Source organism: Bacillus sp. (in: firmicutes) (genome assembly GCF_031983925.1).
Classification (GTDB): domain Bacteria; phylum Bacillota; class Bacilli; order Bacillales; family Bacillaceae_G; genus Bacillus_A; species Bacillus_A pacificus.
Window position 1 is genome coordinate 573,891 of the sequence record NZ_DALYZR010000001.1, and the last position, 14,123, is coordinate 588,013.

General features: G+C 34.5%; 14 protein-coding genes. 13 read left to right on the forward strand and 1 reads right to left on the reverse strand.

Features of this window, described 5'->3' with window-relative positions; all coding sequences use genetic code 11:
* The first annotated feature begins 84 nt into the window (after positions 1-84).
* From RTP99_RS03040 to RTP99_RS03055, 4 genes are read left to right on the forward strand one after another with little or no spacing between them, the layout of a single operon-like run.
* A complete protein-coding gene (locus tag RTP99_RS03040) occupies positions 85-858 on the forward strand; it encodes an ABC transporter ATP-binding protein (protein ID WP_000149326.1) in 774 nt (257 codons plus the stop codon).
* Complete coding sequence (locus RTP99_RS03045) at positions 836-1,537, forward strand: branched-chain amino acid ABC transporter ATP-binding protein (RefSeq protein ID WP_001196702.1); 702 nt, start codon at positions 836-838, stop codon at positions 1,535-1,537. The genes RTP99_RS03040 and RTP99_RS03045 overlap by 23 nt, the downstream gene beginning before the upstream one ends.
* A gap of 21 nt (positions 1,538-1,558) precedes the next feature.
* Complete coding sequence (locus tag RTP99_RS03050; RefSeq protein ID WP_000382789.1) at positions 1,559-2,419, forward strand: branched-chain amino acid ABC transporter permease; 861 nt, start codon at positions 1,559-1,561, stop codon at positions 2,417-2,419.
* 49 nt (positions 2,420-2,468) lie between these two features.
* Positions 2,469-3,422, forward strand: a complete 954-nt coding sequence (locus RTP99_RS03055; RefSeq protein WP_029141105.1) for a branched-chain amino acid ABC transporter permease — start codon at positions 2,469-2,471, stop codon at positions 3,420-3,422.
* Between the two features lie 98 nt (positions 3,423-3,520).
* Here RTP99_RS03055 and RTP99_RS03060 read toward each other — a convergent pair whose 3' ends face one another.
* Positions 3,521-4,309, reverse strand: coding sequence for a LysR family transcriptional regulator (locus tag RTP99_RS03060; RefSeq protein WP_000405018.1), 789 nt, complete (start codon positions 4,307-4,309; stop codon positions 3,521-3,523).
* A gap of 120 nt (positions 4,310-4,429) precedes the next feature.
* Between RTP99_RS03060 and RTP99_RS03065 the strand changes: the two genes are divergently transcribed.
* The 9 genes from RTP99_RS03065 (at position 4,430) to cydC (ending at position 13,970) form a co-directional block, all read left to right on the forward strand.
* The gene (locus RTP99_RS03065; protein ID WP_000579880.1) at positions 4,430-4,969 is read left to right on the forward strand and encodes a DUF4865 family protein; all 540 of its coding nucleotides are present in this window, start codon (positions 4,430-4,432) and stop codon (positions 4,967-4,969) included.
* 41 nt (positions 4,970-5,010) lie between these two features.
* Positions 5,011-5,418: a tautomerase family protein gene (locus RTP99_RS03070; protein ID WP_001117257.1), complete on the forward strand. Its 408-nt coding sequence runs from the start codon at positions 5,011-5,013 to the stop codon at positions 5,416-5,418.
* A 1-nt stretch (position 5,419) separates the two neighbouring features.
* Positions 5,420-5,743 (forward strand): carboxymuconolactone decarboxylase family protein, encoded by a 324-nt coding sequence (locus RTP99_RS03075; protein ID WP_000980852.1) that lies wholly within the window; start codon positions 5,420-5,422, stop codon positions 5,741-5,743.
* A gap of 153 nt (positions 5,744-5,896) precedes the next feature.
* Entirely contained in the window at positions 5,897-6,340 is a 444-nt protein-coding gene (locus RTP99_RS03080; RefSeq protein WP_001205526.1) for a MarR family winged helix-turn-helix transcriptional regulator, read from the forward strand.
* A 120-nt stretch (positions 6,341-6,460) separates the two neighbouring features.
* A complete protein-coding gene (locus RTP99_RS03085; protein ID WP_000417589.1) occupies positions 6,461-7,516 on the forward strand; it encodes an LLM class flavin-dependent oxidoreductase in 1,056 nt (351 codons plus the stop codon).
* Positions 7,517-8,121: 605 nt separating this feature from the next.
* Entirely contained in the window at positions 8,122-9,525 is a 1,404-nt protein-coding gene (gene cydA / locus RTP99_RS03090; RefSeq protein WP_000448882.1) for a cytochrome ubiquinol oxidase subunit I, read from the forward strand.
* Positions 9,512-10,528 (forward strand): cytochrome d ubiquinol oxidase subunit II, encoded by a 1,017-nt coding sequence (cydB, locus tag RTP99_RS03095; protein ID WP_000950072.1) that lies wholly within the window; start codon positions 9,512-9,514, stop codon positions 10,526-10,528. Before cydA ends, cydB begins: the two co-directional genes overlap by 14 nt.
* A complete protein-coding gene (gene cydD / locus RTP99_RS03100; protein ID WP_000824088.1) occupies positions 10,528-12,243 on the forward strand; it encodes a thiol reductant ABC exporter subunit CydD in 1,716 nt (571 codons plus the stop codon). The genes cydB and cydD overlap by 1 nt, the downstream gene beginning before the upstream one ends.
* A gap of 2 nt (positions 12,244-12,245) precedes the next feature.
* On the forward strand, positions 12,246-13,970 hold the full coding sequence (cydC, locus tag RTP99_RS03105) for a thiol reductant ABC exporter subunit CydC (RefSeq protein WP_000073483.1): 1,725 nt from the start codon (positions 12,246-12,248) through the stop codon (positions 13,968-13,970).
* Positions 13,971-14,123 lie beyond the last annotated feature (153 nt).

Below are 14,123 nucleotides of genomic sequence, written 5' to 3' on the forward strand. Positions count from 1 at the left end.
AATTTTCTGTTGTTTTTGTATAAAGAGGGGATCCCCTCTTTGTACGTATTTTTTTCATACTTAAAGCTTTAAAGGGGGGATTTCATGACACATTTGCTAGAAACGAAAAATCTTAGTGTATCTTTTGGCGAGCATCATGTTATTAAAGATGTAAATTTAACTGTACAAAAAGGAAAACTCATTTCTATTATCGGGCCAAATGGTGCGGGTAAGACAACATTATTTAATTTACTAAGTGGACAGATTTCACCCACAACAGGTGAAGTGTATTTTAAAGGGCAAGATATTACAAAACTATCGATTTCAGATCGAACACGCTTAGGAATCGGTCGCTCTTTTCAGCTTACAAACATATTCCCAGAATTAACGGTACTTGAAAATGTCCGTTTAAGTGTTCAATCATTCGTACAAGATTACTATAGTTTTTTCCCGAGTCCAGCAAAATTAAAGCAACAAGTTGGAGAGGCGAGACGTTTCTTAAAAACAGTATTACTTCAGGAGAAAGAGAATGTATTAGCAAAAGATTTGGCACATGGAGAGAAAAGAAAGCTAGAACTTGCGATGTTATTAGCTTTAAAAACGGATGTGTTATTACTTGATGAGCCGACGGCAGGTATTTCGGTTGAGGAAGTCCCGGCTATATTACAAGTGATTGAAAATATTAAGAAACATCCAGAGAGTACAATTGTACTGATTGAACACAAAATGGATATGGTACTAGATTTGTCAGACCATCTAATCGTTTTATTTCATGGAGAGTTATTGGCTGAAGGTTTACCCGAAGAAATTATGAAAGATGAGCGTGTACAAAGTGCTTATTTAGGGGGATTATATAGTGGCACTATTACAAGTGAATAATATAGAGACGTATTTAGATCAGTTTCATATTTTACAAGGGGTATCTCTTACTGTTGAGAAAGGAACGATTACTGTACTGTTTGGAAGAAATGGGGCAGGGAAGACTACGACGATACGTTCGGTTATGGGGTTTCACCATATCGCACATGGTGAAATTTATTATGATCGTACACAAGTAAATGGATTATCTACACATTTAATTTCAAGGAAAGGGATAGGGTATGTACCAGAAAATCAAGGTATTTTTCACGATCTGACAGTAGAAGAAACATTCGCTCTTGCTAGAGGTAAGGGCGAAGAAGCGGAAGAAAAGATAGAATGGATGCTTGAACTATTTCCAGATTTAAAGCAATTTTGGCACAAAAAAAGTGGACTCTTAAGCGGGGGACAAAAGCAAATGTTAGCAATTTCAAGAGCATTTATTAATAGTGATGGTTTACTACTTATTGATGAGCCGAGTAAAGGCTTGTCTCCTATTATGATAGAAAAATTAATGATAGCTATTTTGAAAATGAAGGAGAGAACAACAGTTTTACTCGTTGAACAAAATTTTATGATGGCTAGTCAAATTGGTGATTATTTTTATATTATGGATAACGGAAAAATTGTTCATAACGGTTTTATGCATGAATTAAAAGAGGATAAGGAAATGTGTCACAAATATTTAGGAATCTCTTAACATGAATCCGGGGTGAGAAGGATGGATGTGTTAATCAATTTATTTGTAAATGGGATTTCAACAGGGATGCTCATTTTTTTATTAGCATCAGGTCTTTCACTTATTTTCGGTTTAATGAGTGTTCTAAACTTCGCACATGGTGGTTTATTTGCATGGGGAGCATTTACAGGTGTTTGGCTATTTAATATGACAGGGAGTTATGTGTTAGCTTTAATTGGAGCAATAGCTATGGGAATGTTCCTTGGATTTATTTTAGAAAGATTCCTTATTAGACCGGTATACGGAAATCATGTTCGACAGCTTCTTGTTACACTTGGAGGAATGCTTGTACTTAGTGAATGTATTAAAGTATTTTGGGGACCAAATCCAATTGGGGCAAAGTTACCGTTATGGCTACAAGGAAGTTTTACGTTCGGAGGCGTTATATTAATTAAATATCGTCTATTCGTTATCATAATTGGGGTTATCATATACATTGCCTTATTATTATTGCTCAAAAAAACAAAGATAGGTCTTATGATACGCGCAGGTGTAATGGATAAAGAGATGGTTCAAGCGCTCGGTATTAACGTAAAAGCTATATTTTCTTTCGTCTTTTTATTAGGAGCAGGGATGGCTGCCTTAGGTGGCTTCTTATTAGCACCATACTCAGGCGTTATTTTCGCTGAGATGGGTATGCAGTATGCGATTTTAGCTTTCATAGTAGTAATCATTGGAGGGCTAGGAAGCGTACAAGGTTCAGCCATCGCTTCTTTAATTGTCGGATTAGCTGGTGCTTTTACAGCGTATTTTATACCGGATTTATCACTTGCAATCAATATGTTAATGTTACTATTTTTCTTAATAGTGAAGCCAAATGGACTTGTTGGTGAAAAGGGGTGAAATGGTGAACAGCACATCAAATCGAATTAAAGTATACTTCGGAGTATGTATGCTCATTTGTTTAAGTGTATTTCCATTCGTAAATGATTCACGGAGCTTGTTAATTTTGTTCACTCAAATCTTCATCTTTGCTATTTTTGCAATGAGTTTTGATGTATTGCTTGGATATACCGGAATTGTATCGTTCGGCCATTGTATGTTCTTTGGAATCGGAGCATATGGCGTAGCACTTTTATTTGATCGACAAGGAGTATCCATAACGAACTTTTTAATAGGGATAGTAGCTGCAATTATCATTTCAGCCATTGTTAGTTATATAATTGGTTTGCTTTCTTTACGGCTGAAAAGTCATTTTTATGCGATGTTAACACTTGCTATTTCACAGTTGTTTTTCGTACTTGCTGAAAAATGGCGTGGGCTCACTCACGGAGGAGATGGTTTTACATTTGGTGTACCAGAAGTATTCCGTGATCGTTTTACGTTTTATTATGTAACACTTATATGTTTACTTATCATTTTTGTTCTGTTACGTCTTTTCACCAAATCTTCTATTGGAAAAGTATTAAAGGCAATTTCACAAAATGAGCAACGTGTTGAAGCACTAGGATATAAAGTTCTTCATTATAAAATTATTGCTAGCATTGTTGCAGGAGTAGTAGCTGCAATTAGCGGTGGTTTATTTGTTATCACTTTACGTTTTGTTAATACAACTGTATTTTCAATTGAAATGACATTAAATGCATTATTGATGACTATGATTGGAGGCGTTGGAACGTTAATAGGAGCCATTGCAGGAGCTGGAATTATTGAATCCCTAAAATATTATTTATCAGAACTAGCTACAGAGTATCCGATCTTTGAACGATGGACGATTATTCTTGGTGTATTGTACATTATCGTATTGCTAGTTTTCCCGAAAGGATTAGTTGGCACGGTTAAGAGACTGAAGAATATGAAACGGAATAAGAAGGAGAAAAGTGCAGAAGTGGAGCAAAATGTGTGAAAAATCAATTGTATAGAATATGAAAATCCCTCTTTTAGATTCGGAAAGGAGGGATTTTTATTGCTGTATGTAAATTTAGTTCGTTTATAGCTATTATATTAATCAAATAGTTCATCAGGGATTTGTTTGAAAGAATTTTGATTCGTAAAGAAATGAACAGCTAATTTCTCAATTGGAACATTTTCAATTGGTACTAATTTATCATTTTTAATCGGTAAAAAGGCTATTCCTTTTCCGTCCTGAATAAACTCTTCTATAAGCGAATAAGAATCTAATTGTTGAAGTTGACGCTGAGATAAATTATTTTCTTTTAGAAATTGTATCGTCTTATTCCTAAAAGGGCACTTTTTGTCATTACTAACGAAGAAGAGTTCCTTTGAAAAGTCAATGGTACACTTTTCTTTCGGTTTTAATAAGCCGATAGAAATTGAAGTGGAAAATACTTTTTTGAACGATATGTCTGGGTAATCCTCATAAGTAATGACCATATCAACTTTTTGTTGCTGCAGTAATTTTTGCAAATGACTACTATTTTCTACATATATTTGATAACTCCTAAAATTTTCTTTAATGCGCTTGCTTACATAATTAGTCAAAATAGATTGTGATGTTGCGATTATATAAGAAGACCCACTCGTTTTAATTTTATCTTTTGCTTCTTCTACTAGCGTTAATATTTGATTTGTGTAGTCTAATAAAAGGTCACCAGAAGGTAATAAAGAAACGCCTTTGTTATCTCTATGTAGTAAAGGTGTTTCTAACTCTTGTTCTAATTTTTTAATTCGCTCAGTTACGTTCGGTTGAACATACCCTAACTCTTTCGCAGCTTTACTAATAGAACCTTCGCTAGCCACAGTTTTGAATATAATAAGATCATTTATTTCCATTTATCACAGCCCCTTATACGATATCATTATAAATGATACCAAACATAATTTATACCTATTTTACGTTAGTCAATCATCGGTTTATCATTGTGTATATAAGATGGAAAGTGAGTGATAAACATGATTGGAATGCAATATAAGGTCATTTTGCCAAAGGATTATGACATGGATATTATTAGAAAAAGGGTAGAGGATAATGGATATAAAACGGACGGGTTTCAAGAATTGAATTTCAAAGCGTATTTAATTACTGAGGCGGGTAAGGAAGGGAATTTCTATAACTGTTATGCACCTTTATATATTTGGAATGGTCATGAAGGAATGAACAAATTTATCTTTGAAGGGTATTACGATAATATTTTACAATCTTTTGGATGGCAACAAATAAATATAGGTGTTCCATTAGTTGTTAATGTAAAGGGTAATTTTAAGAAATGTAGATATGTTGTTGAATATGAAGGAAGTATTTCTCCAAGTGAATCATTGAGTGGGATTCAATCTATCATTGTGGATCAAAAGGTAGAAAATTGTTTAGGAAATGTAATAGTATATAATCCAGATAAATGGGGATATAGTCAGTTTAATTTTTATGAAGAGAAGCCTGATATTATAGCGAATAAAGGTGTTACATTATATGAGATTTTGCACATTTCACGATGAAAACTTGTTGAAGTTAAATTAAGAAAAAGGAATGACAATGTATGCCTTTTGTGAACGTCTATTATCATGAAAATAAATTAAATAAAGAAGAAATCAAAAAGATAGGTGAATGTATTCATCTTTCATTAATTGAACATTTTAACATTCCTGAAAATGATTTCTTTCAAATGTTTTTACCCTATCAACAAAATCACTTTTTATATAATCCATATTATTTATTAGAAAGAGGAGAAAAGAGAACAGAGAATATGATGTATGTTTCTATCACATGTGGACCGGGAAGAACGATAAAACAGAAAAGTGATCTATATCATTCGATATCCTCGAAGGTTTCTGAATGTTCTAGTATAAAAAGTGCAAATATTTTTATTACGGTAAATGAGACATCTGCAGAAAATTGGTCATTTGGTCAAGGAATGGCACAATTGGTAAAAGTGAAGGGGGAGTGAAATGATGAATGAATCCATTGGATATTGTATTCAAGAGAAAATGAGAGAAATGGCACCTGTATTTGCACATTATAGTGAAGAGATACTGTTCGGGGAAGTGTGGCGAGATGACACTTTAACATTACGAGAAAGAAGTTTATGTACTGTGTCAGCACTAATCAGTCTTGGTAATACAGAACAATTACCATTTCATCTGAAGCTAGCTAAACAAAATGGGATTATGGAGAATGAGTTGGTTGCATTAATAACACATATGGCTTTTTATGTTGGTTGGCCCAAAGCAGCGGGAACTTTACATATAGTAATGAATGAAATGGAAAGTTAAGAATAACGATAAGAAAGAATTCGTTTAAACATGAATTCTTTCTTATCGTTATGTATGCAATACTTTAATGAGATATTTTTCACGGTTTCTCTTGCTTTTTTATCACTTGCGTAGTAAAGTGATAGTAAGATTCACGATAGGAAGTGATCAAACATGCGTGATAATACGATAGGATCATTAATATGGTTACGTTTAATACGATTTACGAACCAAAGTAATCAGATGTCAAATGAGTTTTTAAAACGCTTTGATTTAACGACTGCTCAATTTGATGTGCTTTTGCAAATACGTACGTATCAACCACTAACACAAATGGAGTTAGCTGAAAAGGTAACTGTTACACAAGGCGGTATTTCTCGAATGTTAACACGTCTTGAAAAAGAAGGATATATTGTACGAAAACAAGATTGGAAAACGAAAACAATTAGTCTGACAGAGCAAGGGGAAGCGGCCTTAGAGAGAGCACTGCCAGAGCAGCTTGCATTTCAATCATCGTTTTTTGATGATGTATTAAATGAAGAAGAGCAGAAAATGTTATACGAGCTAATGACGAAAGTTCATAAGCATAGTGAAAAAAAAGAATTACCGCAAGAGTAATTTTTTTTACACTATCAATTGACTAATCAAGTGATGTTGTAAGCAATAGGGAAAAACATTTGACTTACAAATGTTTTTAAAAGAGAAAATAATAACACCTCATCAAAGGAGAGAGCAATGATGGAAAAATACCGTATGAATACAAGTAAAGGAATGGAGTTTGGATTATATTCAATTGGGGATCATGTTTTAAATCCACATAACGGAGAGAAAATTAGTGCTGAACAAAGAATTCATGAATTAATTAAAACAGCAAAGTTAGCGGATGAAGCTGGACTTGATGTATTTGCTATCGGTGAAAGTCATCAAACGCACTTTACAACGCAAGCTCATACAGTTATTTTAGGAGCGATTGCGCAAGCTACGAAAAATATAAAAATTGCAAGTTCAGCAACGATAATAAGTACATCTGATCCGGTACGAGTATACGAGGACTTTGCTACACTTGATTTGATTTCTAATGGACGTGCAGAAATTGTGGCTGGTCGTGGATCTCGTATTGGGGGATATAGTTTACTTGGTTATGATGTGAATGATTATGAAGAGTTATTTGAAGAGAAGATGGATCTTTTATTAAAAATTAATAAAGAGGAACATGTAACATGGAATGGACAGTTCAGAGCACCGCTTGCGCATGCATCGGTTATTCCAAGAGCTAAAAATAATAACTTACCAATTTGGCGTGCAGTTGGTGGCCCACCAGCTAGTGCGATTAAAGCAGGACGTGCAGGTGTACCAATGATGATAACAACACTAGGTGGCCCAGCTATTAACTTTAAAGGATCAGTAGATGCTTACCGTGAGGCGGCTGCGCAAAGTGGATTTAATCCAGCGAGTTTGCCAGTTGCAACAACGAGTTTATTTTACACAGCAAAAAATTCACAAGACGCACTTAGTGAATACTATCCTCACATTAATGCTGGTATGCTTACGCTACGCGGTGGTGGGTATCCGAAACAACAATTTACAAATGCAATAGATTACCGTGACGCGTTAATGGTTGGTAGCCCACAACAAATTATCGAAAAAATGCTTTACCAATATGAATTGTTTGGGCAACAACGTTTTATGGCAGAAATTGATTTTGGTGGTGTACCATTTGATAAAATTGAGAAAAACATCGAATTAATTGCTACTGAAATTTTACCGGCTATTAGAAAACATACAGCAAAGTAATTTGAAAAATACCGAGAGTCTAATCGATTCTCGGTATTTTTTTATGTATGAATTTAGTTTGAAAAAATGACAATAAAATGAATTTTTAGTCTAGAAAGAGGGAGTATATTTTCTATTTTTGAATAACATTATTTCGTGTTTGAATTTTAGAAATACATTTTTCTCTTGACAAAAAAATAACGAATTTATCCATTGATTAATAGGACATTTTTTCGTAGAAAAGTCAAGTGTATAAAGAGAGAAACGATTATTTTATTGATGCAAAGATAAGTCTCATATTAAAAAAACACATTTTATCGATGAGAAAAATATAATTCAAAAAAATACCAAAAGACATATTTCAGACAAAATGATGTCAATAATACGTCAAAAATCAGCTGAATTTACTATGCAGGTATATTATACAATTCGATTAACGAATAAAACACTACAGAAATAGTGAAAAGGTAAAAAATAGCATTACAATAGTTTGAAAAACTGAAACTTCATATTTTTCGACAATACATACAAAATGTTTTTGTCTTTTCGTATTTCTTAATAATTGAGTTTGATAAGATTGCTCAATTAACTTTTATTATAAAAACTATGAAGGAAGTGATTGTAGTATGGAAACGCTCGAATTGGCACGAATACAATTCGCATCAACAACGATTTTCCATTACTTTTTTGTTCCGCTGTCTATTGGTTTAGCTTTTATCATTGCGTTAATGCAAACGTTATATGTGGTAAAGGGACAAGAAATTTATAAGAAGATGACAAAGTTTTGGACGCAAATATTCCTTGTTAACTTTGCAGTAGGTGTAGTAACTGGTATTCTACAAGAATTCCAGTTTGGCATGAACTGGTCAACCTATTCACGTTTCGTAGGCGATGTGTTTGGTCCATCACTTGCGATTGAAGGTTTATTAGCATTTTTCATTGAGTCTACATTTTTAGGTTTATGGGTATTCGGTGAGGATAAATTACCGAAGCGCATTCATCTTTTATGTATTTGGCTCCTTTCAATTGGAACAATGTTATCAGCATTTTGGATTTTAACTGCAAGTGCATTTATGCAATCGCCAGTAGGATATGAAATGGCAGCAGATGGACGTGCACAAATGAATGATTTCTTAGCAATTATTCAAAATCCACAATTATGGGTACAATTCCCGCATACCATTACAGCGGCAATTGCAACTGGTGCATTCTTTATTGCCGGTGTGAGTGCATGGAAAATAACGAAAGCGCAAGAAACTGAAGTGTTTAAAAAATCATTCCGCATTTCTATCATTGTTGGAACACTTACAACGGCGCTAGTACTATTCTTCGGTCATGCGCAAGCACAACAATTAATTAAGACACACCCAATGAAAATGGCAGCAGCTGAAGCGTTATGGAATACGAGTGAAGATCCAGCGCCATTTACAGTATTTGCGAAAATTGATGCGGAGAAGAAAGAAAATTCGTTTGAAATTCAAATCCCGTATATGCTAAGTCTATTATCATATGATAAATTTAGCGGCCAAGTAGAAGGGATGAATCAAATTCAAAAGCAATATGAAGAAAAATATGGGCCTGGAGATTATATTCCACCAGTACACACGATGTTCTGGAGCTTTAGAGCGATGGTAATGAGTGGAACATTTATGCTTCTTCTAGGAGCGTACGGTTGGTTCTTATCAAGAAAAGATCGTTTAGCTGAAAAAACTTGGTATTTAAAATTAATGGTGTATGCAATTTCACTACCGTTTATCGGTAATACAGTAGGATGGATTATGACTGAAATGGGACGTCAACCTTGGGTAGTTTTCGGTGTTATGAAAACGGAAGATGCTGTATCTCCAAATGTTACGTTCGGAGAAGTGCTATTCTCTTTAGTTTCGTTCACATCATTATATTTAATTATAGGTGGAATTACAGTTTACTTATTCGTTCGTATTATTAAAGGACATGAGAATAAGAAAGCGAAACAGGATTCTCAAAGCCATGATCCATTTGATAAGGAGGATGAGTATGTTATCTCTTAATGAGTTGTGGTTTATTATTATTGCAGTTTTATTCGTTGGCTTCTTTGTACTTGAAGGTTTCGATTTCGGTGTAGGTATAGTTTCAAGGTTTTTAGGAGAAAACGATTTAGAGAAAAGAATATATTTAAATACAATTGGTCCATTTTGGCACGCGAATGAAGTATGGCTTGTTTGTGCAGGTGGCGCTATGTTTGCGGCATTCCCGCATTGGTATGCAACTTTATTTAGTGGGTTTTACATTCCGTTTGTATTTATGCTTCTTGCTTTAATTATTAGAGGTGTTTCTTTTAAATTCCGTGCGAAAATAGATAATCATAAATGGAAAGGCTTTTGGGATTGGGGTATGTTTTTAGGAAGTTTACTACCGCCTATCCTTTGGGGAGTTGCCATTGCTAACTTTATGGTAGGTATTCCAATTGATGAGACGAAAAATGCTGTAGGTGGATTCTTACAATTACTTCATCCATTTGCATTACTTGGAGGAGTCATGTTCCTTCTGTTATGTATTGTTCATGGATTGCAATTCCTTACTATACGTACAACAGGTAAGTTAAGAGAACGTGCACGTATTGCCGCGTTGAAAATTGCACCACTCGCAATTATAGCACTTCTTATTTTTGCCGGTGTAGGGTTATGGAAAACAGATATTTTCACTGGTCATGGTACAGAGTGGATTATGGTTCCAATCGGAGCTTTTGTAGCATTATGTGCGTCAACATTATTAAATAAAAGAAGAAGAGATGGTTGGGCTTTCTTTATGACAAGTTTAACAATCATTTTACTAAGTGCGAGTGTGTTTGCTGGCATGTTCCCACGTGTCTTAATTAGCTCGTTAGGGTCAATATACGATTTGACAATTTATAATGCAGCATCAGGAGATTATGCACTAAAACTGATGACATATTTTTCAATTGCTATATTGCCATTTGTTTTGGGAAGTCAAATATGGAGTTTCTATGTGTTTAGACAACCTGTTAAGTCAGATAAAGATTTGGAGTACTAATGAAAAGAAAAAGAGGACTTCCGTCGTATCCTGGTAGCCGAGTTTTATATGTAGTGTTAACAATCATTAGCATGTTAGAAGCTTTTAGTATTATTGCACAAACAGTGTTTTTAGCGCGAGCTATTACGTTTTTATTTCAGGGAGAAGTAGTGCAATCTGTGTTAAATGAAACAGTTTATTTCGGAATCACGTTTGCAGTACGTCACTTGCTAGTTCAAATGTCACAAATATTAGTGGAACGTTTCGCTGAAAAAACAGGATCGCTACTGAGAAAACAATTAATAGAGGCGTATTTCACATTAGGTCCACGGTATGTTCAAACTGTTGGAACAGGTCATCTGGTTACCTTATCGATAGAGGGTATTGAGAAATTTAAAACATATATTGAATTAACAATTCCTAAAATGATTAGAAGTAGTATCGTACCAGGACTAATTGTACTATATGTTTTTACACTAGATATTGAGTCTGGAATCATTTTAGTTGTAACGATTCCTATCGTAATTATTTTTATGATCCTACTAGGATTAGCAGCGCAGAAAATGGCGGATAGCCAATATGAAACATATCGTGTTCTTTCTAATCATTTTGTAGATACGTTAAAAGGATTAGAAACATTAAAGTATTTAGGTCAAAGTAAACAACACGAAGGAAAGATTGAGAAAGTAAGTAAAAGATATAGAAAAGCAACGATGCGTACTTTGCGAGTTGCTTTTCTTTCTTCATTTGCATTAGATTTCTTTACGAGTTTATCAATTGCATTTGTAGCGGTCGGATTAGGGATACGTTTAATAGATGGAACAATTGTACTATTGCCAGCCCTTACGATTTTAATTTTAGCTCCGGAATACTTCTTGCCGATTAAACAAGTTGGAGCAAATTATCATGCTACGTTAGATGGACAACTTGCAATGGAGCAAATAGAAGAGATTTTACAGCGACAAAAAGAAATAGGGAAGAAAGAATCTAATGTAGACTTAATATGGAATTCAACTAGTAACTTGAAATTACAAGATGTAAAAGTAAAGAATGATGAATCTGAAAAAGCTATATTAGAGGGAATTGATTTTACTTGGAATGGAAACGGCGCTATAGGTGTAATTGGTGAAAGTGGAGCAGGGAAATCGACGTTAATCGATGTATTAGCTGGATTTTTAACTCCTTCGGGTGGAAAGATGATCGTAAATGGTGTAGAAATTGACGGGTCTACTCGTGAAGAGTGGCAAAAGAATATTGCTTATATTCCGCAGCAACCTTATATTTTCCCGCTTTCATTAAAAGATAACATTTGTTTCTATGAAACAAATACAACTGATGAAGAAGTGGAAAGAGTTATGAATGAAGTCGGTCTTCGTTCACTTGTTACATCGCTTCCAAATGGAATGTATGAAAGAATTGGAGAAGGTGGGCGTATGCTGAGTGGCGGACAAGAACAACGTGTCGCAATGGCGCGAGCCCTTTTAAGCAAAAAGCCAATTATTTTATTAGACGAGCCTACGGCACATCTTGATATTGAAACTGAATTTGAAATAAAGCAAGCGATGTTACGTCTGTTTGAAGGTAAGTTAGTATTTCTTGCAACACATCGTCTTCACTGGATGAAACAAATGGATCATATTCTTATTTTAAATAAAGGGAAAATGATAGAAAGTGGAACGTATGAAGAACTTGTAAAGAATGAGGCATTACATGTTCACAGGAAAGAGAGGGGATAGAGATGAGTAACTGGATTAAACCGTATATACAGCAAAATAAAGGTAGAATGACTGTAACTCTTTTCCTTGGTCTTCTTGGAGTTAGTTCAGGTGCAATGCTACTTTTCATTTCAGGTTATTTAATCTCTAAATCTGCTCTTAGACCAGAAAATGTAATGGCAGTTTATGTACCTATCGTTGCAACACGTGCGTTTAGTATAGGACAAGCGGTATTTCATTATGTAGAGCGTTTAGTTGGACACGATGTTGTATTACGCATATTAGAAAAGATGAGAACGAAACTATATGGGATAGTAGAACCACAGGCGTTATTTTTCCGTTCACGATTTCAAACGGGCGATATGTTAGGCGTATTATCCGAAGATATAGAGCATTTACAAAACCTATATTTACGTACAATATTTCCTAGCATATTAGCATTAGTTGTATATAGCATATTCGTACTTGTTATCGGTACATTTGACGTAGTGTTTGCACTTATTGCAGGGTGTATGCTAGCTATTATCGTTTTTCTGCTTCCATTTGTATCGTTACTTTTAATGAAGCGACATCATGTTACTTTAAAACAAGGAAGAAACCGTTTGTATCAACAACTAACAGATGCTGTTTTTGGATTATCTGATTGGCAAGCAAGTGGTAGAAAAGATGAATTCATTGATAAGTATGTAGAGCAAAATGCTCAGTTGTTAAAAACGGAAAAAAGAATGAAGCGTTGGAATCATATTCGGGACAGTATTATTCAATTAGTAGTGGGTATTGTAGTTATTGCAATGATTATATGGACTGGAAATGAGGCTGCGAGTGAACAAATTGCTCCTACCGTTATTGCGGCTTTCGTCTTAATGACGTTATCTGTCACAAACGCGTTAATTCCTCTGTCAGATGCTATCGATCGAATTCCATCATATGTAGAATCCGCTCATCGTCTCAATCAAGTAGAAGGTAATGGTGTTTTACAGGATGAAAAGGAATTACCTAGAGATAAAGATTATGTTGCACCAAAACATATAGACATTGAATTAAATCATGTATCGTATAGTTACCCACATAGTAATGAAGTTGCATTGAAAGACGTATCATTACAAATAAAAGCAGGAAAGAAAATTGCCATTTTAGGAAGAAGCGGAACCGGAAAATCTACTTTGTTAAAATTGTTAACAGGTGCGCTAAGCCCGTTACATGGTGAAGTTTTATTGAATAGTGAACATGCTCACACGAATCTTTTATCAAAATATATTTCTGTATTGAATCAAAAGCCGCATTTATTCGATACGACAATTGGAAATAATGTGCGAATCGGCAAACAAGAGGCAACAGATGAAGAGATATGGAAAGCTTTAGAGAAAGCACAATTAGCTTCTCATATTGTTTCTCTTCCAGATGGATTACAAACAAAAATGCATGAGATGGGAAAAAGATTTTCTGGTGGGGAAAGACAACGGGTTGCTTTTGCAAGAACGCTAATGCAAGAAGCACCAATCATTGTACTAGATGAACCTACAATCGGCTTAGATCCAAAGACAGAATTATCTTTAATAGAAACGATGTTTTCTGCAACGGAAGAAAAGACAGTAATTTGGATTACGCACCATCTTGTAGGAATGGAGCATGTTGATGAAGTAATATTCCTTGATCGTGGTCAAATTGTGATGCAAGGTAGTCATGAACAACTTCTGAAAGAAAATGAGAAGTATCGTATGCTTTATGAGTTAGACAAAGGAATATAATTTTATTAAGTATGTAATGGAAAAATAGCTACGCCTAATGGTGGAGCTATTTTTTGTTTTGAAATAAATATTCTATTCTTTTTTTGATGGATGGCAAATGTATATGATGGTTACGAATGAAAAATGAATTTCATATTATACATATAATGGAGG